Raw genomic sequence first — 22,639 nt, forward strand, 5'->3', positions numbered from 1 at the left:
CATAAAAGGAATGAACAGAGTTGAACGCTATTACGCTGAAAATAATCAACAGCTTATACGAGGTGACATTCAATTTTTAATCAGTAGCGCTACTCGCTTTGTCATCTTGAATGTTTAAATCGTCAAAGTTCGCTCTAAACCTTTCCCCCTCGATTAGTTCGAAGTAAAACAACTCTCATTTCTAGCGTTTTCCTCCTTCAAAGTAAATCCTTTAATTTTAATAATTTATGCAGGTTTTTAGTCAATTCGTAGATATAAAAAAGCCTTTCATATAGAAAGGCTTTGATGAAATATAATCAGTTACTTGTTAACGAATCGATTATTATCTTAAATAACAGAACCACGTTAACTTAATCGGTTAACCAAATTATCAATAGAGTATAAGTCGCGTTTTTCACTGTTTTTACGACGGACTTCTTCAAGAGATCGCGCTTCGACAGTATCAAATAAAACATTAATGAGTCGGTTAAAGTGTCTATGCATTGCCAGTCTTGCTTCAGAAGCATCATTGGCTAACAAAGCTTCATATATAGAAGTATGCTCATCAAGGGTTTTCTTATTATCCTTGCTACATACACTGTCGTAATCAGTAATAATCTTTTGGCTTGAAGCTCGTAATGCCCACAAGTTTTGAAATGATTTAATCAAAGCACCATTGCGAGTCGAGTTAGCGATGATCTGATGAAACATCTCATCCGCTTCTTCAACATATGACTTATTTTCCATCATTATCAATGTTTTGTTTAACTCAACAAGTTCTTCTTTAGTTATCGTATTTGCAGCAAGGGCGGCAATCTCGCCCTCTATAAGAGCACGAGCTTGCGTCAGCTCAAATGCATTAATCTTATTGGTTTGATCAGCTTGATTAGCAGAGTGCAATACATATACACCAGAGCCCGTTTTAACTTCAATTTTCTCACGCACTTCCAGTGCAATAATTGCTTCACGAACTGTTGGTCGGCTGACATCAAATTTTTCAGCCAACTCCCTTTCTGGAGGTAAACGACTTCCAGGAGTATATTCGCCGCTAGCAATAGACGCTTCGATCTCTTCTACGATGCGCCAAAACATACGCCTACTTTTCATCTTTGGTCCTTCAATGGTTAAAACCAATTTTATTGTATTACTAACATAATATCTGTTTACCTAGTCAACGCAAATCCTATTTTGAAAATTTGTTGTACTAGAGCAAATTTCATATTAGCCCTGATTTGGTTAAAAAAATGCTATTGGTAATAACAGTAGCATATATTTAAGATCTTGTTGGTAACATAAATTGGTTGACAACTAACATGACCATTAGTAAGTTTCTATCTAACGCAAAGTTGTATTTAAAGATCATGTTTAAAGGATTATGTTCACTTTTATTTAAACAAACAATTAATCTGGGGAGATTAACGTGAAACTTAATAAAATAAGTCGCGCATTAAACACGATCAGAATACAGCCTAAAAGTGCCATTTATAGTTCAGCATTATTATCGTTATTAGCATCACCGGTATTCGCACAAGATGAAAATGAAGCCATTGAAGTTACAGCGCCAACTGCCCAAGTAGCAGAACAAACAGTTGACGTTAAAAAGATGATTCAGAAATGGAAGTGATCAAAGTCAGTGGTAACCACATGGATCCTTATCTTTCTAACAACTATGACTTATCGTTAGAGTGGTATCCAAGTGAAGATGCTGCGATCTCATTAGCTTATTACTATAAAGACTTTACTGGTGGCTATGAAAATGTCGAAGAAAACCGTGATATTACGGTGTCGCTCGATGGTGTTGAGAGTATTTATCCAAACGTGTCCCATACCACTCGTCAAACCTCTGATGACTCATCTGTCATTCAGGGTATTGAAGTCACTGCGCAAAAACATTTCTCTGAGCTACCTTACCCATTTGATGGCTTAGGTGCCAAAGTGGCTTACAACTATGCTGATTCAAGTTTTGTCACAGCTGAGCCTGGTAGCCCTTATGTTGTCGCTGATGCGAACCTATTTGGCTTCTCTCCACAAGTGGCTTCAGCATCAGTTTACTGGGAAGGTGATTGGGCGACATTCCGCGTGCTTTATAAGTATCGCGAACAATATTTCCAACCTAATAACTTGCCGTTCCCAACACGTTCACATCGATACGTGCAGGACTCAAGCTACTTAGATTTCTCAGCTAACTTCAAAGTGACAGATTACTTATCACTATCACTTAAAGCGCTGAACTTGTTAGATGAACCGCAAATTATGACTCGTGGTAACGATACTACTGTATCGGACTACTCTCGTTCTGGTTCAAAATATTTCCTTGGTGCAAAAGTTAAGTTTTAGCCTTAAGTAAAACTTAGTCGTGCAACTCCTACCTTAATTATTGAGGTAGGGGTTATTTTGTTTAGAAGCGAGCAATATAAGCAGAAAGTAAAGTAAAGAAAGTGAAGTAGAGAAAGTGAAGTAGAAAGTGAAGTAAGAGAAATAATGCACTGAATCAATGTACGAACTAATGAGTATGAAATCGCAGGTTTAGCCTGACATCAATAACAATTACAGCCACTAAAAATAATAAGAGAGTCTTTATGCGTTTTCAAAACAGAATCAAGCTTCACTCAGTTGCTCACAGCACACTGTTATCGGTTCCTGTTAAATCAACTCTCTTAATGGGTTTATGTCTGCTGTCTGTTCAAGTCAACGCCGAAACCTTTACCGTAAGTACGCAAGATGAGTTTAATCAAGCAGTAAAAAAACTGGCCGCGGGCGATGACATCATTCTTTCAAATGGCACTTGGCAAGACTTTGAGATCAACTTCATCGGCCAAGGCAGCAAAGAAGCCCCTATTCGCCTTTCAGCTCAAACCAAAGGCAAAGTGATTTTATCGGGTCAATCCAATCTACAAATGTCCGGCACCTATTTAGAAGTGTCTGGCTTAGTCTTTAAAGACGGCTACACCCCAAACAATTCGGTTATCTCATATCGAACCAGTGAGGATGAATTAGCCAACCACTCCCGTGTAACAGAAGTGGTTATCGACAATTTTAATAATCCTGACCGTCATGAGTCTGATTATTGGGTTGCACTATATGGTCAACATAACCGTTTTGATCACAACCACCTCGTCGGTAAACGCAACAAAGGCGTTACGCTGACAGTTAGGCTTCGCGGTGAAGACAGTCAACAAAATCACCACAGAATAGATCATAACTATTTTGGCCCTCGCCCAACTTTAGGCTCAAATGGCGGAGAAACCATTCGCATCGGTACCAGTCATTTCTCAATGACGAATTCATATACGGTAATCGAAGACAACTATTTTGATCGCTGTGATGGCGAGGTTGAAATTATCTCAATCAAAGCCGGCAAGAATATAATTCGCAATAACACCTTTTTTGAGTCTCGCGGCACTCTGACTATGCGCCACGGTAACGGTAACCAAGTCGACAGTAATGTGTTTTTAGGTAATGGCGTTGACCATACGGGCGGTATTCGGATTATTAACCGAGATCAAACAATTACTAATAACTATTTAGAAGGGCTAAAAGGCTATCGTTTCGGCAGTGGCTTTACCATTATGAATGGTGTACCAAATTCGCCAATCAATCGCTATCATCAAGTGGTTAATGCCAAGGTAAGCCGCAACAGCTTTATCAATGTCGACCATATTCATTTAGCTGCAGGCAGTGATAAAGAGCGCTCTGCAGTGCCAAAAGACTCAGCATTTACACACAATTTATTTGTTAATAATAACCAACAAGCACCCTTCTCCATTTTTGATGACATCTCAGGGATTCAATTTTCTGACAACTTATCCAATGAGCTTAATAATAATCAAATAAACCAAGGTATTAAACCAACAGCAATATCACTACAGCGTGCAGATAATGGCCTATTTTACCCATCAAACAGCCATAATGCTGAATTTGGTGCGACTCAAACACTCACCCCAACCTTAAAAGCTAACACTGGCGTGAGTTGGTACACCAAAGCTGAGCCTAACACCGCCTTCGATTCGGGAATAACTCATAGTGTATCTACAGCCGAACAACTGTTGACTGCCGTAAGTAATGCTAAAGATGGCGATATTATTGCGCTAAAAGCAGGCAAATATCAGATAGAGAAAATCATCGAAATCAACAAAACCCTTTCGATTATTGCCCAAGATACCCAAAAACCAACATTGACCTTTAGTCGAGGCAATCTATTTGAAATTCAAAATGGCGGCAGCTTAAAGCTTGATAGTCTGATAATTACAGGCACAAGCAGCCCAGATTCATCTGGTAATACTGTGGTAAGAACCAGTAAATGGGGCATGTTAACCAACTATCGCTTTAGCATGTACAACAGCAAAATCAGCCAGTTAAACATCAACCATTCCTTCCACTTTTTTGACTCTGGCGCTCGCGCTTTTGCCAACAAAATTGAGGTTATTAATAACCAATTTAGCACTATCACAGGCGACCTTTTTAGACTTAACAAAGAAACCGATGATCGCGGTATTTATAACGTGGAATATCTCACAATCAATAACAATCAATTTAATGATATTGGCGGTGCACTGGTTAAGCTTTATCGTGGAGGCACTGACGAAAGCACTTTCGGCCCGCACATTAGCTTTAATAACAACGACATTACTAATGTAGGAAATGGTAAGCAAAATAAGAGCCAAGCCAGTTTATACCTTCATGGTGCCCAAGTTGCAGATATCAATAAAAACCACTTTAACAATAGTGCCTACATTAATATCGAACACACTACAGGTGAACCAATGACTCAGGTGACGCATAACCAATTTATAGATTCTGGGGCAGTAAAAGTGACAGAGCTTTATTCAATCAGTGAATCCACTGCCAAGCTAAGCGACAACCTTGTACAACAATCAGATAAAAAAGCGCTCTAATAATGAATAACATCATGAAAGCGCTTATCAATAACATCATGTCTAAGATGAACCTGATGAGAACAGCACACTTGTTAATTGGCTTTTTATTGCTGCAAGGCAGTTTATTCGCTGCACAGGCAAGTACATTAAGCCATCCTAGTTTAGTGATTAATCAGCATGATGTGACTCAGATGCGCGCAGCACTTAAACAAGCAGGCGCTTTTCAGCAAACTTTTACTGCTAAAAAAACAGCTGTAGATAAAGTGATAAACCAACCGTTAGTTGTGCCGTTTCCTGTAGATGGCGGCGGTGGTTATTCACACGAACGTCATAAGAAAAACTACCTGCAGATGTACGATGCGGGCGTGATGTATCAGCTCACTCAAGATATTCAATACGCGCATTTTGTTCGCGACATGTTGCTACAATATGCCGAACTTTATCCAAGATTACCGCGTCATCCAAAGCGGAGAAACAGCAATGAAGGTAAGTTGTTCTGGCAAGGTCTAAACGAAGCCATGTGGCTGGTGTACACCATTCAAGCCTACGATTTTATTGTTGATGCTTTAGATGAACAAGACCAGCAAACGATAGAAACTGGCATCATTTTGCCTGTGGCTAATTTCTTGTCGATAGAGTCACCTAAGACCTTCGATAAAATCCATAATCATGGCACTTGGGCAACGGCCGCTGTTGGGATGACAGGATTTGTACTCAATAAACCTGAGTTAGTAGAAATAGCTCTACTTGGATTAGACAAGTCCGGTACAGGTGGTTTCTTGCGTCAACTCGATGAGCTGTTCTCACCAGATGGTTATTATAACGAAGGCCCTTACTACCAACGTTTTGCTCTGCTACCTTTTGTCACTTTTGCTAAAGCCATTGAGCAAAACCAACCGCAGCAAAAAATCTTCAGCTATCGCGATGGTATTTTATTAAAAGCAATTTATAGCACCATCGAGCTAAGCTATAACGGCTTATTCTTTCCGTTAAATGATGCGATTAAAAGTAAAGGCATCGATACCATGGAACTGGTTATTGCCGTCAGTATTGCTTATGGGCTCAACGGCGATAACAATTTGCTTGATATTGCCAAACAGCAGAATCGTATTTTACTCACAGGTGATGGACTTAAACTCGCCCAAGCGATTGATGCAGAAGCTAAAACAAATAGCATCAGCCAATACCCGTTTTCATCTATGGTATTCCGTGACGGTAAAGCGGGAAATGAAGGCGCATTGATTGTTATGCGCCAGCAAGCACCAATCGAACAAAAGCTTACCGACCAAGCATTAGTGTTTAAAGCCACAGCCCAAGGTTTAGGTCATGGCCATTTCGATAAGCTTAATTGGCAGTTTTATGATGATGGTGAAGAAATTGTCTCTGACTATGGCGCGGCGCGTTTTCTGAATATTGAAGCCAAATCTGGTGGCGGTTATTTAACTGAAAACAAAACCTGGGCGAAACAAACCATTGCCCACAACACCCTCATCGTTGATCAAACAAGTCACTTTGGTGGCAAAACAAAAGTGGGCAACAACCATCACCCTGACATCCTGTTTTATCATCATGATGCAAAGGCCACATTAGCATCTGCAAGCATTAACAGCGCCTATGAAGATGTCAGTTTCACCCGCACCATGGCGATGGTTACAGTTGAAACTGCAAATGCCTCATACCCTCTTGTAATCGATATCATGGATGTCAGCAGTGAAAATGCTCATCAATATGACTTACCCGTGCATTATCAAGGTCAGTTTATTGATTCAAACTTTACGCGCCACGCTTATACTCGTCAGCTCAATCCATTAGGTGAACACTCGGGTTACCAGCATTTATGGTTAACCGCTACGTCTCAACTGCCAAATGCAAAATCAAAACTTGAGGCAGCATCAAACCTTGCTCAAATAACTTGGTTAAATGACAACGGCCATTTTTACACTCATAGCAGCATCAATGCCGGCAATACTGAAGTACTTTTTACTCAGCTTGGTGCCAATGACCCAAATCAAAACCTTCGCCTTGAGCATAGCTTTATTCAACGAGTGCAAGACAGTAAGCAACATCAATTTGTCAGTGTATTAGAGCCCCATGGCGAATATAACCCATCAGCAGAATACACATTAAATGCCACCAGCAAGTTGCAATCATTAACCTATGATAGTCAGGACGACATCAGTGTCATTGGGTTTAGTCTACAAACGACACCAAGTACAACTCAGCAGTTCGTATTGGCTATTTCTCACCGTCAGGATTTGAACCTTGCCACTCGTTTGCAACGCAACCTTGAAAACGAGAATGTAAAAAACAACCAAAAACAACAATCAAACCAACCAATAACTAATCGTTTTTCTTACGCAAACAAGCCATACAGCTTTAGCGGAAGATACCAGTTATTAACCATTACGCAGTAGGAGTTAACCATGAAACAGAGTGCACATTTTTCTTTCGGAAATGAAACAGAAATTGAAGATATCGGCGGCGGTCTTAAGCGTCAAATGCTTGGGTTTAATGAAGAATTAATGGCTGTAAAAATTTGGTTTGAGAAAGGCGCTATTGGCTACAACCATGCCCACAGACATTCTCAAGTGACTTATGTTGTTGAAGGTGAGTTCCACTTTAACATTGATGGCGTCACTAAAATCCTTCGACCGGGTGACAGCTGCATGATCCCACCTCATGCTGACCATGGCGCAACTTGCCCAACCGGCGGTATTTTGATTGATACCTTTAGCCCAGCAAGAGAAGACTTCATCGAGGGCTTAAAATGAAGATAAACAATCTTCGATGGTGGATCATACTGCTTATTGCGCTAGCGACGGTGATTAATTATATCGATCGCTCAGCCCTTAGTGTGCTTTGGCCTGATATTGTTGAAGATATATTTCCTAACGAAACCGCGCTTGAGCGTAAACAGATTTACGCCAATATCTCTATTGTGTTCATCTTATCTTATGCGTTTGGTCAGGCGATATTCGGCAAGATATTTGACTGGATTGGCACTCGTCTTGGTTTCGTTTTATCTATTGGTGTTTGGTCTATTGCAACTGCGGCCCATGCCTTTGCACAAGGTATGCTGAGTTTCAGTATTTTTAGAGCAATCTTAGGTGTCGCTGAGGCCGGTAACTGGCCAGGTGCAGCTAAAAGTAACGCTGATTGGTTTCCAACTAAAGAGCGTGCTTTAGCCCAAGGCATTTTTAATTCAGGGGCTGCAATCGGTGGTATTATTTCTATTCCACTCATTGCCTATATGACCGTCTACTTTAGCTGGCAAATGGTCTTTGTGATCATCGGTCTGGTCGGTTTACTCTGGTTAATCCCTTGGATTATCTTAGTTAAAGCGCCGCCTAAATCTCACCCTTGGATTACTGAAGAAGAACGTCAATACATCCTAACTGGGCAAAAAGCCACTGACACTGACGATGGAAGTGATGCTGAAGAGTACAACCCATCAACCGTCCAACTGCTTTCTCATAAGCAAAGTTGGGGAGTGATTATTGCTTCGGCAGCTATCGATCCTATTTGGTGGCTATTTGTATTCTGGATCCCTATTTACCTGAATGAAGTGTATGCAATGGATGTTAAATCCATTGGGATATACGGTTGGGTCCCTTATGTTGGTGCAATGCTTGGCGCTTGGTTTGGTGGTTTATTAGCACAAAACCGACTCAAAGCCGGTTGGAATATCAATAAAACGCGCAAACTGACTATCACTTTAGGTTGTTTAATTATGTTGCCTGCTTTGCTTTCAATGGCAAGTCCAGGTGGCCCCACAACTGCAGTGATGATCATGGCAGTGATCCTATTTGGTTTTCAAACAGCCATTGGTAATGTGCAAACACTGCCAAGTGACTTGTTCGGTAAAAAAGCCGTGGGAACCCTAGCAGGATTTTCAGGTATGGCAGCAAAATTAGGCGCATTAGGCTTAACCGCTTTAGTGCCTTATCTAACTGCTGATGGCAACTACACCCCTGCATTTGTGATTGGCGCATCTTTAGCGGTTATTGCCATTGCATCTGTGTGGATTTTGATCCCTAAAATCGAACCTGTTAAGTCACCTCAAAAGTAGTGGTGAAATAACAAGTCTGCGATTTATAACGATTTAGCAAGACATTATCTTTAACGTATAAATTGATAACCATGTCGATAGATTGACTGAAAAACTACTCATTGCTCAGTTGATTTTTAGAATGAGGTTATGGATTTGATATTGATAATTTAAGCTGGGGCTGTACCCAAAGAGCCCTTTTTTATTTGGTGAGACCTACTTATCACGTACTCAACCCCTTCCGAGTATGTGGTAAGTAGGTTAAACCTTCTTTCCTTTACACGACAATGGGTCAATCGACCACACTATCATCATTTCTTTCAACAGCGACCTTCTCACGAGTATTAACATCAGCTTGAGACGGGGGTGAAAATAAAACACCTAGTCGCTGCTTTATGCTCAATCCTGACTTACTCACCTCTTTAAACATCTCGCGCCATTCAGCAAAACTGACAATCAAAGGATTAAAGCTATTAACAGGCTTAGTGATCCCATAAATCACGGTTTCTTTTTCCGGCTCAAATGTGCCGAAAAGCTTATCCCAGATGATCAATACACCGGCGTAGTTTTTGTCTATGTATTGCTGGTTTTGACCATGATGAACACGGTGATGTGAAGGGGTATTAAATAGCCACTCAATTGGACCCAATGATTTGACAGCCTGGGTATGAACAAAAAATTGCAGCCCAAGATTTAAAAGCACCACAAATACTACCCAGTTAGGGTCAAAGCCAATCACAATCAGCGGTAACCAAAACAGCCACATTCCAGCAAGCGGGTACATTAAGCTTTGTCTAAATGCGGTGCTAAAGTTCATATTCTCAGAGCTATGATGAACGACATGAGCCGCCCACATCCAACGCACTCTATGACTTGCACGATGGAACCAGTAATAGAAGAAATCCTGTAGCACCATTAATACGATAAAACTGACCGCGCCCATTTGGATATCAAATAATTTCCAGCCAAATACTGCTAAATAGATTTTGGCAATGAGCAGCCCTGCAAGAATATCAGTTAACTGATGCATGCCCGCTAAGCTGATATTGCAAAACACTTCCGCTTTTTTATATCGCGCGGAAAGAGGGAGTTTTTGGCGTTTATCACCTAAATACCATTCGAGGAAAATACAAACAAAAAATACTGGCGCTAATGCAAGCAGCAGCATTTCCGGGTGATTGATGATTGAGTTCAAATCCATTGAAAACCTTTATACTATTATTTTATTTAAATTGTTTTGGGCGGATAATTAAACGCTACCACTTAGCAAAGTGATCTTCAGTTAAACCAAGCTGATTACGCAATACATGTTTGTGGCCATTATTATCGATGATGTGGCCGCTAAAATAGCCGATGTACTGCCTAAAGTTACTTTTTAGAAAACCAAAATTGAGTTTTTCGCTGCGGCAATTAAGTGCCCTAAAAGTCAGATCGACTTGACCTGTGGCAGTGCTGATTTGCCAAAAGTCGTCACTCACATGCCGATTAAAATCGAACTTTACTCCTGGGAGTAAATGGCGCTCACCATTAATCCATAAGACATTTTCAGTCGCGCCTGTTTCGTTCACCCCTGCGGCAAGGTTTAAGCCTAAAACCCCTTGCTCCACTTGCGCATTGATTGACGCCCAGCGCCAACTGGTTTCGCGGCGCATATAACCTGCAGAAAAGTCATAACCACCTAAAGCGAAGTTAAGCGGCTGCGGTTCATCTTTTATGGTTAAGCGACCAGAGACTTTTAAACCATTGTGCTTTTGAGTATAAGTCCAGCCGTTATAGCCAGTTGGAGTACACAAGCTCATGGGTAAACTTAATGGCGGAGGATTGAGCTGTAATTCTGCTTTTATATCATCGGTGTTAATGGTTAATTGCCACAGGGAGTCTTTAATTGAAAATTCAATCTTACCTTGGCGGTGCTTAATCCTTGCCTTACCTTGCTGAGGCGAGCGTGATACAGACATCCCCCAGGATAACGGTTTTAAGGCTTGAGTTTCTGTCAGCTTATTCTTTTCAATATCATATAAGTAACAAAAACTGCTGCCCACATAGCGAATATCGGCAATCGCGACACCAATGATGTATCTCGCAGTGGTAATATTAATAAATTGAAACTGTTTATAATCAAAATACTTAGCAAACCAAGAGCAAGGCTTATCCATTTCATTAAAATAGTTAAACTGTTTTACCCCTAAGTCCCCTACCACACCATCAAAGTGTCCGAAAATAGGCTGACCTTCAGTGTTCATTAGCTTGTCTGGCGCAAGTTGTAAATGATTCAAAGACATACTTCATCCGTTATATTAAAACTGGTTACAGTGTCGATATTTGTCGAGCATTATCCGAGGTAATAATGGCTTGATTGCTTTCTAGCGTTTTTATCAAGAGTATTTATTTAGAGTAAATCATCAAATACACCACACTAACGTGAATAAATTATCAGCATAAGTCAATGGCTAGTGATTGAATTAAGATGGCACTGCTTTTATTTAACGAGCTAAAATTTGTTGCGACTCACTATATTGGCACAATCTAATTAACTGCCATTTTTTGACTGGAAAGGCGCTAAAAATCTGTTATTCTGACCGCACCATTTTTTACCGTTTTTAGTCATGAAATCATTGTCATTATTGTTGTGCTCCGCATTATTTTTATCAGCTTGTGCTAGTCATACTCCTACTCATATTGCACTTAATCCCAATGTGCCTAATGTCATCAATAAAATTGATCGTTACGACACTGTCGCAGTGAGCACCATTGATGTCCGTAAAGCCAACTTTATTGTTCGCTTTAATCAAGGCGATGAGGCAGCAAAGCTTGTTAGTCCGAGTGAACCAATCAGACAGCAACTTGATAGCGTGTTTAAAAAATCAATGAGTAATGCCGGATACCAAGTAGATCCCGCCGCCAGCAATACTGTTGAGTTCCAGTTAGATTACTTACTGACAGATGTTACTGAGTCTACTTTTGGCTTTGAAGCCAACACTAACTTAACCATCAATGTTGTCGCTAAAAACCAAACCCAAGAATTCACTAAAATTTATAATGGTAAAGGCATGTTAAAAGGACCTTTTAGCCCAGATTTTGCCACCTTAGAGTTGGATATGAACAAGCTTATCGATGAGCTTACAACTAAGATTATTAACGACCCTGAATTACATCAGTTTTTACAACAGTAATCTCAATAATAACGTCAGACCACAAATTAGGAATGCCTTATGCTTAAACGGATTGTAGCCAGTGTAATGTTGTTTTCGTCAATGATGGCAAATGCTGCCGTCGATATTCAGCCTAATACCCTTTACCCAAAAGTGGAATTTGATACCACAATGGGCAAAGTCGTGGTGGAGCTAGACCGCACTCGAGCGCCTATCACCGTCGATAACTTCCTCACTTATGTGGTTCAAGGGGACTATGACAACACCCTTTTTCATCGTGTGATTGCTGATTTCGTTGTTCAAGGTGGGGGGTTAAATCCGCAGTTAGAAGAAGGCCCATCAATGGACCCTATTGTTAATGAGTCGGGTAATGGTCTATCAAATTCTGTTGGCACTATTGCAATGGCACGCGATAACGATCCTCACTCTGCAACGCGTCAGTTCTACTTTAACGTTGGCGACAACAAAAATCTCAACCCATCTAAACGCCGCTGGGGCTACGCTGTATTTGGTGAAGTCATTGAAGGTATGGCGGTGCTTGAAGCAATGTCTTACGCACCAACCATGACCAATCCAGAGTTAAATTGGCCTGACTTTCCAGTAAAAGAAATTAAACTTAATAAAGCGACGCTTTTGCCGCAATAAGCGACTTTATTTATATGTCTTTTTTTGCGTTAAAGACTCGAGAGATAAGACTGCAGCAAGCACTTTTTGAAGTAAATAAAGTTTAATTTGATTACTACTGCGTGATACACAAAACAGAATAAGTGGAGTGAAATATTGATTTCATTCCACTTTTTTTTAGCATGTTCTTCTTCGCTGATTTCTAATAACAGCTAAAACCACTTTTTTAGCACTTACATTGTAAATTTGAGTAATTATTCAACAATCCTGACTATACTTATTTTTACCTGTAAGCAGCTTTTTCCCGTGTTTAGATAATTACTCATTAAGTTGTCAATAAATCGCTGCTTGTTCACTCTGTATTATTTGATGAGTAAATTCGTTTAGTTTTGAGTGCTATTTGATTAATAGCTGCAATAAAAAGGATGTCATCAATGACCCCAAATGACTTCATAGAAACCAAGGCGCCACAACTGGCCTATTATGGAAAGGCTTTTTTAGATAACCAACTAGAGCATAAAGAAATCAAGCTTTACATGTGGGATGTACTAGAAGAATGGCAAAGTATCAGCCTCGATACCAACACAGACGCAGCAACCCCCACAGATACCGAAAAAGTGTTTTGGCATTTATTACACTGCTTCGATCAATGGCCAGATATGGTTATTAGAGGTAATCAGTATCTAAGGCAACAAATTCATGACTGCTGTGATTACATTAATATTGGAGGGGATATGCCCCATGGTTGTATCGGGATCAGGCCGACAAATTGACCAACAACTTCAATTACTTTAAGTTAATTTTACACTCTTCAAAATTTCCAACCAGAATGGCTTGAACCAATACGCTACGCGACATAAGCTAGAGCCATTCTCCTTCAATCCGTTGCCTTAATGTCTGAACTGCTAACTCGTACCCGTGAAGCCTTGTCTGTTTATTATCACAAGCGTGTTCTAATCATGTTATTGCTGGGGTTTTCTGCTGGCCTACCGCTTATGCTGGTGTTTTCAACATTAAGCTTTTGGCTTCGCGAAGCAGGTGTTGACCGTGCCGCTATTGGCTACTTTAGTTGGATCGCATTAACGTATGCATTCAAATGGGCTTGGTCACCATTAGTGGACCGTATGGCGCTTCCCCTATTCACCCGATTTTTCGGACGGCGAAGAGGCTGGATGATCTTCGCCCAGCTCGGCCTAGTGGCCGCGATATTGGGCATGGCACAAAGTGATCCCTTAGTTGATTTAGAGCAACTGGCCATTTTTGCCCTGATACTGGCATTTGCCTCAGCGACTCAAGATATCGTCATTGATGCCTTCCGTATCGAATCAGCCCCCCAAGACATGCAGGCAGCATTAGCTGCTGCATATCAAGTGGGCTATCGTAGCGCAATGATTGTAGCAACCGCAGGGGCGCTAACCATTGCCGCTTGGGTAGACCCAGGTAATACCGAATATAATTTAGAAGCATGGCAAACCGCATATTTTGTCATGGCAATGCTGATGTCTGTAGGCTTAATCACCACTTTGTTTAGTAAAGAGCCACAAGTCGATACAAAAGCTGCAGATGAAAAAGAACGCCAACTTAAAGCGCAGTTTGCCCAAAAGTATCCGACTAAAATAGCCAGTGCTATGGCCTGGTTATACAGTGCCAGCGTCCTGCCTTTTGTCGATTTCTTTAAACGTTACGGCAAAAGTGCCATCTTGATTTTATTGCTGATTTCTTGCTATCGGATCTCCGATATTGTCATGGGCATTATGGCCAATGTGTTTTATGTGGATATGGGTTTCAGTAAAGAAGAAATTGCCTTTTTAAGTAAAGTATATGGTTTAATCATGACGTTACTTGGCGCGGGCGCAGGCGGAATTTTAATCATGCGCTATGGCACGATGAAGATACTATTTGTCGGTGCTTTATTGGTTGCTGTCACCAACTTACTCTTTGCATGGCAAGCTTACATTGGCTATAACGTACCATTCTTAACCTTTGCGATATCGGTTGATAATTTCAGTGCAGGCATAGCCACCGCAGCCTTTATCGCCTATTTATCCAGCTTAACCAGTAGTGGCTACAGCGCTAGTCAGTATGCTTTACTGTCTTCAATTATGCTGTTGTTCCCTAAGTTTATTGCCGGATTCTCAGGGGTATACGTCAATGCTTATGGCTACGTAAACTTCTTTATTGCCGCCAGTTTGATTGGATTTCCGGTGTTAATATTAATCAGTCTGTTATCGCGTATGCAGCCCGAGCAGCAGTCAGATGAAAGCAATAAAAACTCTGAAACAGAGCCACAAAACACACCGTAATAGTAAGGCGCTCAATAATACCACCCAAGCTCAATTGGCATAGATTAGATAATAATTGCTGTAATCATGCCATCAGAGCTTGTGGTAAACCCTCACTTTTAAAACCCTGAACCCAAAGTAAAGTAAACTGCATTTTCATCACCACTGGTGGCGAAATCCATCCCCATATGAATGCCATATCGACGGGCAATTTGGTAACGAAAGCCAACCCCATAACTATCAACAGAATCACTATTTTCTTCAATAGCATCACTGTCTGTCACGCCATAACCGTAGAATGCAGATAACGTCCAACGATGATTGAGGTGATACATCAACTGAGATTGAACTGTAGCCACTTGGTCACCTTGATACTTAAACGCCGACACACCGCGTAACTCTACATAAGGTTTAGTCGTAGGTGACAGCTGAATATCGCCAGCATATAACTGGTCATAGCCACCTGCGAACGCTAATGTCCAATGATTAGAAAGAGGAAGGTAGACTTCACCGCTTGCTTCTAATGTTTGATAATTATGATCAGAGCCAATAGATTCATCAAACACCATATATTCTGCCGAGAATATATAACCCTTCTTAGGAAAGAAAATATTGTCGCGGGTGTCATATTCCGCAATAAGCCCTAAACCAGAGGTTGTTGTTTTATCACCCAATTGTTGCTGTAAAATCCAGTCAACCACAGCGTTAGAAGATGAAACTGATGATTCAGCCCAGAATTGTTTAAGCCCTAGCATTAATGGGGTTTCAGCCACTCTAAATTGAATTTTTTGTAAGGCGAATAGCGCTTCTGTTGTGGTATCAAATTGAATAGCTTTATCAGGAGGAAGTAGCCCACCTAAACGAGTATAAATATCAAGATTGGCATTAGCTGCGCCGCCTACTACGGTATAGCGAATGCTATCATCTAACCAAGAATGACGATGACCAGCAATACCAAACCAAGTACCATTGGCCGTCCCACCCGCGCCAACCAATGTCATCGCAGCTGGCATTAATTGGGCTCCGCCATCAATTGACTCAAGGGCTTTTTGTCTTCTCGCTTCTTTCTCAGCTTCTGTTTCATGTAAAAACAACCCAACGATCCCCCCACCCGCACCAACGGCTGGTTCAGTAATTAATACCGGAACAGGAAGGAATCCATAAGCGTTTTCAGCAAGGTGATACCCTAAATCAAACTGACCATCTTTTTCATCAAAAAAGTACGAACTCTCGGCGATCGCCACTGAAGAAACTAAGCTCAGAAAGCACAAAGAAACAAATTTAAACATGGTTTTTTCAACCTATTAATGTGGTTTTAAATATAGAGGAAGTAAGATTTGAGTCACTGCGATAGACAGTGACTTGTGGTGTTTCAGCGCTACATAAAGTTCAACACCATGGAAATAACCAACAACATCAAAAAGCTTGAAGTAATATATGAAATGGCTATCGCATACATTGCACTCTGCTCGTGCAAACGATAACGACTTGATATGCCAACACCATCACTTTTGCTTTCAATATTCTTGCCTATTGCTACTGAAGGTTTGTTAAATTTCAGCATCTTACTGGCAATCATTAATGAAAATAGTTGGGATACGAGTACGACACCTAAACCAATTAAGGGGATTTTCATACCACTGGTATTCATTTCGTTAATCATTTGCGGGCCAAAATACAACCCTGTGATGGCGATGAATGCCAGCAAGGATAACTCTCTAACAAACGTGATAGTGTGACGAGGTAACTGAGAAAGTGGATTGATTTTATTGCTCAGCCAGCCTACGAAAGTACCAGCAATCAAGCTACTCAGCCCAATGCTTAAATAAAAATACAAACCACCAATGTTGAGATTCCATAAGCTCATTAAATAAGCTGCCACTAACCCTATTCCAAACAAGGCGAAACTCTCGGTATTACGGCCAACATTGTTACTAAAGTTATGTTTAACGAATTGAATATCACTAGCACTGCCCATGATTTGTAAAATATCATCTTGTTTCACAATTAAATCTGGCGTGATTTCTATAGATTGTTGATCTCTGACAAGTCGAATGATGCAAAGATTTTTGTAGGTATTTTGGTTAATTTCAGTCTTGATATCATTTAATGATTTGCCAACAAAGCCATGGGTATTGATGAGCATATTAAAATGCGCTTCATTGTTATCTACTTGAGTGTCACTAGGTAATTCACTACCTATTACATCATCTTCAAAATAATATAGCGTGTCGTGTCTGCCCGTTATGGTAACGATATCGCCCGCGACAAGTGGCTCATTGTGATTAACTGCGTCATCAATCTCATTCGAACTACTTTTTGCCTTATCAACTAGATTGACTCGTTCGAACATGATGTCAAAATACGGTGCGTTCAGTTGTTCAATGCTTTTACCAAGAACCGTACTGGTTGGATTAACTTCAAAAACACGTTTTACGACCGTTTCAAGAGTGTCGATTGGGTAGTATCTATCACAATGACTTTCATCCAATTCATTTTGAGTCGCTTTATCAAAAGGTGAATCACTTTGCTTCATTGCAGCAGATTGGAGCCATTTCATCATGATCACAGGCCCTACCATGCCAAAAATGACCGTCAGTACATATCCCATGTAAGCATTATTAAGCGCCACTAATTTCACTGTTTCAGAAAGTTCAGGCAACTTTTCAATCGAATCAGTGACCATGTACATTACCTCTGGATGGACAAAGCTTCCTGAGATCATGCCTATGCTGGTATACAAATCGAGATTAAAAAACCAGGTGGCCAAGCACATGGTGGATATAGTGATAAGGCTTATAATCAAACTGGTCATTAAGATTGTTTTTTTACGTAATTGCCACACCCTTAAAATGCTATAACCACCTTGATAACCGATAACATACAGAAATAAACCGAAGAAAATCCATCGAGACGAAGGTTCAATATAACCACCCAATTGGCCAATTAAAATACCAACTAACAAGGTGCCCGCCACACAACCTAAAGAGAAACCTTTGATTGATAACTTGCCTAGCAAACACCCTAAAACTAAGGTGACCAAAACGGAAAAATATGGTGATTCTCCCAATAAAAGCTGTATTTCTTCCATCGTTATGTCACTTTTTATCACTGGCACTGAATATCGGCCATAATTGAAATCAGGTTGTTACAACGCAAAAATCTCTGTTAAAGAGCGCAATTAAGGCCTATGGAGATTTCAGGTATTTAATTAACGCTGATTCTATGGCTGATAAGATGACTGTCATAATCGCGCATGAAGGATAAAACCCTACATAATTTTAAAAGAGGCACACTTGAGGGAAGAACGTTGAGGCTTTTAAGCTAAGGGGTAACGAAATAGCGTATAAAAACCAACAGATTCAGATTAATCAGCATCAATGACTTTAAAAAACTGATGCTCAGTTAGCACAAGCCTTTGGCTTTACTTTACTTCATTTAATGTCAATTCATTTCTCTGTCTCTGTCTCTGTCTCTGTCTCTGTCTCTGGCAAATGATACAAATCGGCTGGTTTGCATTAGCGCATGATGTACCGGCAATAAGGTTAAATCATCATATTGGTACGCGAGGAGAGTGATCGACAATGTTAAGTCAGATGCGGCATCAAAGGTGTATTAGGTTGAGCGGATTTGATAATTAAGTATCTTCTTTCATTGAGAAATGCTGTAACAGCAACCTGTTACAGCATCTTTTTTTGATATCATTTTTATTTAAAACAACATAAATGGCTTAAAGCCAATCAAAGCTAGTCGCGGAAATTATTAAACTGAAAAGGTTGGCCTAATTCAGACTCTTTCGCTAAACGCATGACCGCTTGTAAATCATCACGTTTTTTACCCGTCACTCGTACTGAGTCACCTTGAATAGACGATTGTACTTTCAGCTTGCTGTCTTTAATTTGCTTAACCAGCTTTTTAGCCACTAAGGTATCAATGCCTTGCTTAAAGTTAACTTTTAAGCTGAAGGTTTTACCGCTATGAACTGACTTTTCATCAACATCCATAGCTGAAGGCTCAACGCTACGCTTACTCAATTGAATACGCAGAATGTCCACTAACTGACGACATTGGAAATCATCTTCCGCTTTTAAAGTCACGGTATGATCTTTATGTTCAATATCGGCTTCTTTGCCGCGAAAATCAAAACGACCAGCAAGTTCGCGGCGTGAGTTCTCAACAGCATTTCGTAATTCAACTTCATCTACTTCTGAAACGATGTCCATTGATGGCATTGTTATTCTCCCAATTAATCTTTGTGCTAATACTAACATTTTCAGCGAAAGCGCAAACCCTCCATAAAATAGAAAACAATAATTAACTGGAAATTAATGACTTTAGCCGCTGCATTTTTTATTATTGCTGCAATCAAAAGATATCGCATCAGGCTAAGTACTCGACAGCATGAAATTAAAACTATTTTTTACAGCATCATTTGCGTTTGCTGTACTTGTTGTCAGTTACCTTGTTTTCTCAAAGCCCAATTACCCCGTTACGTTTAACAACATGGATAAAGTCGGTCATGTATTAAGCTTTTTCGGCTTGGCATTTTTAGCTTATTTCGCCTTTAAACCTAAATGGTATTGGATGTGTTCGATACTGGCTTTTTACGCTATTTTAATTGAAGTCATCCAATCTCAAATTCCTTATCGCAGTGCTTCTATTGCCGATGTAGTTGCCGATTTGGCTGGTATCGCGTTGTTTTATATCTTTCTGTTTGTTTTTAGAAAGTATCAGGCAGCCAAGCTGTTCCCTAAACGTTCTTCAAAAGCATCATAAGAGAGCCCGTTATGCGCTCACACTCCCCGGCTCCTAACACTGTGACTTCAAACATTGCAATTGTCGGCGCTGGCGCCATTGGCATGTTGATCTATCATCAGCTTAATGCATTTACTCAGCCATTATTACTGGGACGAAATTTCACCCTAGCTGATGCAGAAAACCAAACTCAGCCGCTGACTTTTGATGCTTTATCCAGTGACGTTAAGCCTAGCAATGTTGTGAACGTGCATACCGAAACATGTTTAGTCAACAATCTTAAAACGGTGACAACTAAGCAGTTGGCCAGCATTGAACTGGTTATTGTGTGCGTTAAGTCCTATCAAGTCGAAGCGGCGTTAACAGCGTTAATTGACAAACTGCCCCACAATGCCACTTTACTCCTTTTGCACAACGGTATGGGGCCGCATTTACAGGTCATGGCGTTGTTAGCATCTCAGCAAAGAACTGATATCAATCTGTATCTCGGCACAACCTCTCAAGCGGCAATAAAAGTAACTGAGCGTCATGTCCGTCAAACAGGTACCGGCAAAACAGTATTCGGACATTTTCATGGCCATAAATTAACTCCGCAGTTAATTGAATTACTCGTTACAGCCATTCCTAACTGTCAAATCAGTGATAATATCTTGCTCGGTTTATGGCAAAAACTCATTGTGAATTGCGCCATTAACCCCATCACTGCCATCGAGCAATGTCAAAATGGTCAATTAGCTCAACCACAGTATCAGCAGCAAATAAATGCCATCACCACTGAATGTGTCGCTGTCGCAAATGCTGAAGGCATCACTATATCTTTATCGGAATCACTTGAGACTATTGCTCAGGTCATTACCCTCACAGCCAATAACTTCTCATCCATGCATCAAGATGTGAAACATCAACGCATGACAGAAATAGCTCAGATTAATGGCTTTGTTGCAGCTCGTGCCGACGTTTACAAAATTAAGGTTCCTATGAACAATTTGGTTTACGATAGAATTAATCGAATACGGTTGCTGTTCAAATGACCAACAAAACTATCTTGTAGATAGTACTTACATGGCTATTGAAGAATTAAGAGTTTTATTGTATTACCAACATTTTCTGTATTATATATTAATGCACTTCAGCTCTAGATTATAAATATCAAGTCAAGTATCGTCCATAATTAACTCATCTATTGTTCTGATATTTAATGATTTACTAGCAAAACAATTAATATACGACTTGTTAAAATAACAGCTAATTGGTACTTTCTGAACATCACAATATACGATAGCAAAAACGATTATTTTAGAGTCGGATATTGTCTACATTTAAATTTAAAAGGATATATTAATGTTTAAAAAATTTTTTATTGGTGAGGACATTGCAAAACTCACTAAGAAAATTGAAGAATTAACAAATGCTACTGAGAGCCTAACTAAGACAATTCACAGATTAGAAACTGGTAAAGAGAATTCAGCCCTCCAGCCGAATTTAAAAACAGAGAGTAAATTAAAAGGTTTATCTATTGCTCTTTTAGGAACTCGTGGACATGGACAAAAACATATCGCAGCCTATTCAAAACTAAAAAATTGTTATATTTCATATATATGTGATGTTGATACTAAACAAGGCAAAGCAGCTGTAGAAAAAGTCTACGAACTCACAGGCCATAAACCAAAATTCGTTCAAGATTTTAGAGAAATGCTAAAAGATTCAAGTGTAGATTGCGTTAGTATCGCAACACCACACCATTGGCATGCTAAAGCGACAATACTTGCTCTTCAAGCAGGTAAGCATGTATATGTCGAAAAACCTGTTACTCATACATTTTCAGAAAAGCATGCTGTTTTAGCAGCCGCCAAAAAATACGGTAAGATAGTTCAAACAGGCACACAATTACGTTCCAATACCTCTTTAAGTGCAGCTGGTGAATATATGCGAGCTGGTAAATTAGGTAAAATTAATATTGTTCATTGTATCGTTCATAAAGATAGACCAATTACCCCTATAGTTAATACCAGTAAAATTCCATCAACTATTGATTACGATGTTTGGTGTGGTCCAGCTAAAAAGGATGAAGTAACTCGAAGTAAGTTCCATTACCATTGGCATTGGTTATGGCAGTTTGGCAATGGCGCACTTGGAAATAATGGAATTCACAGAATTGATGCTGCTAGGATTGCCTTAGATTTAAAAGGATACGGTGACCTTGTATTTAGTTGCGGAGGACGTTACGGACCTACCGACGCTGGCGAGACCCCCAACAATATGCTAACAGTTCATAAATTCGGGGAAACTTGGATTTTGCAGGACATCTTAGGGCTTAACCCTAAACCATTCCATGGAATGGAGAATGCAGTAATCTTTTACGGCACAGAAGGTACTATTGTGTATAAGTCTGGTTACGCGGCAATCTGTGATGAAAAATTCAAAGAAATCAAAAGATTTGATGGTAAACAACTAAACCATTATTACAATTTCTTAGAAGCAATTAGAGCCAATAACCAACATATTGCTAAAGGCCCATTGGAGCAAGGGCTTCTATCAGGAGATCTTTGCCATTTAGGTAACATCTCATATCGAGTAGGTTTAAAAACTAGTTTTGAAGATGTCACAGATGAATTAAATAACATTGGTGCACCAGAGTTTATAGCTAAAAGACTTGAAGCAGTGAAGGAAAACTTAATCGATAACGAAGTTGATCTTGATATAGTAAAAGGACAAACACTATACCTATCAGAAAACGATGAAAACCCAATAGTTGATAACTTATCTGCATCAGCGCTATTACAAGGCTATCATCGTGAAGGGTTTGAGCTCCCAGAGCCTGATGCTGTTTAAAAGCTAATATATCAAATGATAAAACCCTTATGTTGGGTTTTATCATTTGATTACTAAAATAGTACACTTAATAAATATTCAAAAATTTAT

Annotated in this window: 19 protein-coding genes and 1 pseudogene; 13 read left to right on the forward strand and 7 right to left on the reverse strand. The window is 39.9% G+C overall.

The window, feature by feature from the left end; genetic code table 11:
• Positions 1–345: 345 nt before the first annotated feature.
• A complete protein-coding gene (locus tag BCU84_RS20455; RefSeq protein ID WP_102529884.1) occupies positions 346–1,086 on the reverse strand; it encodes a FadR/GntR family transcriptional regulator in 741 nt (246 codons plus the stop codon).
• Positions 1,087–1,399: 313 nt separating this feature from the next.
• Here BCU84_RS20455 and BCU84_RS20460 point away from each other — a divergent pair, with 313 nt between their 5' ends.
• The 6 genes from BCU84_RS20460 (at position 1,400) to BCU84_RS20485 (ending at position 8,925) form a co-directional block, all read left to right on the forward strand.
• Positions 1,400–1,603, forward strand: coding sequence for a hypothetical protein (locus BCU84_RS20460; RefSeq protein ID WP_102529885.1), 204 nt, complete (start codon positions 1,400–1,402; stop codon positions 1,601–1,603).
• Entirely contained in the window at positions 1,594–2,316 is a 723-nt protein-coding gene (locus BCU84_RS20465; RefSeq protein WP_102529886.1) for a TonB-dependent receptor, read from the forward strand. The genes BCU84_RS20460 and BCU84_RS20465 overlap by 10 nt, the downstream gene beginning before the upstream one ends.
• A 242-nt stretch (positions 2,317–2,558) precedes the next feature.
• Entirely contained in the window at positions 2,559–4,874 is a 2,316-nt protein-coding gene (locus BCU84_RS20470) for a polysaccharide lyase 6 family protein (protein WP_241906504.1), read from the forward strand.
• 2 nt (positions 4,875–4,876) lie between these two features.
• Positions 4,877–7,270: an alginate lyase family protein gene (locus tag BCU84_RS20475; RefSeq protein WP_241906505.1), complete on the forward strand. Its 2,394-nt coding sequence runs from the start codon at positions 4,877–4,879 to the stop codon at positions 7,268–7,270.
• 9 nt (positions 7,271–7,279) lie between these two features.
• A complete protein-coding gene (locus tag BCU84_RS20480; protein ID WP_102529887.1) occupies positions 7,280–7,627 on the forward strand; it encodes a cupin domain-containing protein in 348 nt (115 codons plus the stop codon).
• Positions 7,624–8,925: an MFS transporter gene (locus BCU84_RS20485; protein WP_102529888.1), complete on the forward strand. Its 1,302-nt coding sequence runs from the start codon at positions 7,624–7,626 to the stop codon at positions 8,923–8,925. The genes BCU84_RS20480 and BCU84_RS20485 overlap by 4 nt, the downstream gene beginning before the upstream one ends.
• A gap of 271 nt (positions 8,926–9,196) precedes the next feature.
• Here the strand turns inward: BCU84_RS20485 and BCU84_RS20490 are convergent, their stop codons facing one another.
• Entirely contained in the window at positions 9,197–10,105 is a 909-nt protein-coding gene (locus BCU84_RS20490) for a sterol desaturase family protein (RefSeq protein ID WP_102529889.1), read from the reverse strand.
• Positions 10,106–10,160: 55 nt separating this feature from the next.
• The gene (locus BCU84_RS20495) at positions 10,161–11,186 is read right to left on the reverse strand and encodes a DUF2804 domain-containing protein (RefSeq protein WP_102529890.1); all 1,026 of its coding nucleotides are present in this window, start codon (positions 11,184–11,186) and stop codon (positions 10,161–10,163) included.
• A gap of 324 nt (positions 11,187–11,510) precedes the next feature.
• Between BCU84_RS20495 and BCU84_RS20500 the strand changes: the two genes are divergently transcribed.
• The 4 genes from BCU84_RS20500 (at position 11,511) to BCU84_RS20515 (ending at position 14,983) form a co-directional block, all read left to right on the forward strand.
• Positions 11,511–12,077 carry a YajG family lipoprotein gene (locus BCU84_RS20500; RefSeq protein ID WP_102529891.1) on the forward strand — a complete coding sequence of 189 codons (567 nt, stop codon included), beginning with the start codon at positions 11,511–11,513 and terminating at the stop codon, positions 12,075–12,077.
• Between the two features lie 39 nt (positions 12,078–12,116).
• Entirely contained in the window at positions 12,117–12,701 is a 585-nt protein-coding gene (locus BCU84_RS20505) for a peptidylprolyl isomerase (protein WP_102529892.1), read from the forward strand.
• A 413-nt stretch (positions 12,702–13,114) separates the two neighbouring features.
• Positions 13,115–13,453 (forward strand): hypothetical protein, encoded by a 339-nt coding sequence (locus BCU84_RS20510; RefSeq protein WP_102529893.1) that lies wholly within the window; start codon positions 13,115–13,117, stop codon positions 13,451–13,453.
• Between the two features lie 120 nt (positions 13,454–13,573).
• Entirely contained in the window at positions 13,574–14,983 is a 1,410-nt protein-coding gene (locus BCU84_RS20515; protein WP_102529894.1) for an MFS transporter, read from the forward strand.
• 98 nt (positions 14,984–15,081) lie between these two features.
• Here the strand turns inward: BCU84_RS20515 and BCU84_RS20520 are convergent, their stop codons facing one another.
• The 4 genes and pseudogenes from BCU84_RS20520 to BCU84_RS20530 all read right to left on the reverse strand — a co-directional run bounded on the left by BCU84_RS20520 (position 15,082) and on the right by BCU84_RS20530 (position 19,194).
• Complete coding sequence (locus BCU84_RS20520; protein ID WP_102529895.1) at positions 15,082–16,251, reverse strand: BamA/TamA family outer membrane protein; 1,170 nt, start codon at positions 16,249–16,251, stop codon at positions 15,082–15,084.
• Between the two features lie 89 nt (positions 16,252–16,340).
• Positions 16,341–18,053, reverse strand: a complete 1,713-nt coding sequence (locus BCU84_RS20525) for a hypothetical protein (protein ID WP_102529896.1) — start codon at positions 18,051–18,053, stop codon at positions 16,341–16,343.
• A gap of 353 nt (positions 18,054–18,406) precedes the next feature.
• Positions 18,407–18,565 (reverse strand): annotated as a pseudogene (locus BCU84_RS20670) (hypothetical protein); the annotation flags it as partial.
• Positions 18,566–18,708: 143 nt separating this feature from the next.
• On the reverse strand, positions 18,709–19,194 hold the full coding sequence (locus tag BCU84_RS20530) for a YajQ family cyclic di-GMP-binding protein (protein ID WP_102529897.1): 486 nt from the start codon (positions 19,192–19,194) through the stop codon (positions 18,709–18,711).
• A gap of 169 nt (positions 19,195–19,363) precedes the next feature.
• Between BCU84_RS20530 and BCU84_RS20535 the strand changes: the two genes are divergently transcribed.
• The 3 genes from BCU84_RS20535 (at position 19,364) to BCU84_RS20545 (ending at position 22,549) form a co-directional block, all read left to right on the forward strand.
• Entirely contained in the window at positions 19,364–19,738 is a 375-nt protein-coding gene (locus BCU84_RS20535) for a VanZ family protein (protein ID WP_102529898.1), read from the forward strand.
• A gap of 11 nt (positions 19,739–19,749) precedes the next feature.
• A complete protein-coding gene (locus BCU84_RS20540; RefSeq protein ID WP_102529899.1) occupies positions 19,750–20,748 on the forward strand; it encodes a 2-dehydropantoate 2-reductase in 999 nt (332 codons plus the stop codon).
• A 310-nt stretch (positions 20,749–21,058) separates the two neighbouring features.
• Complete coding sequence (locus BCU84_RS20545; RefSeq protein ID WP_102529900.1) at positions 21,059–22,549, forward strand: Gfo/Idh/MocA family oxidoreductase; 1,491 nt, start codon at positions 21,059–21,061, stop codon at positions 22,547–22,549.
• Positions 22,550–22,639: the final 90 nt, after the last annotated feature.

It is taken from the genome of Shewanella sp. 10N.286.51.B7 (genome assembly GCF_002873615.1).
Taxonomy (GTDB): domain Bacteria; phylum Pseudomonadota; class Gammaproteobacteria; order Enterobacterales; family Shewanellaceae; genus Shewanella; species Shewanella electrodiphila.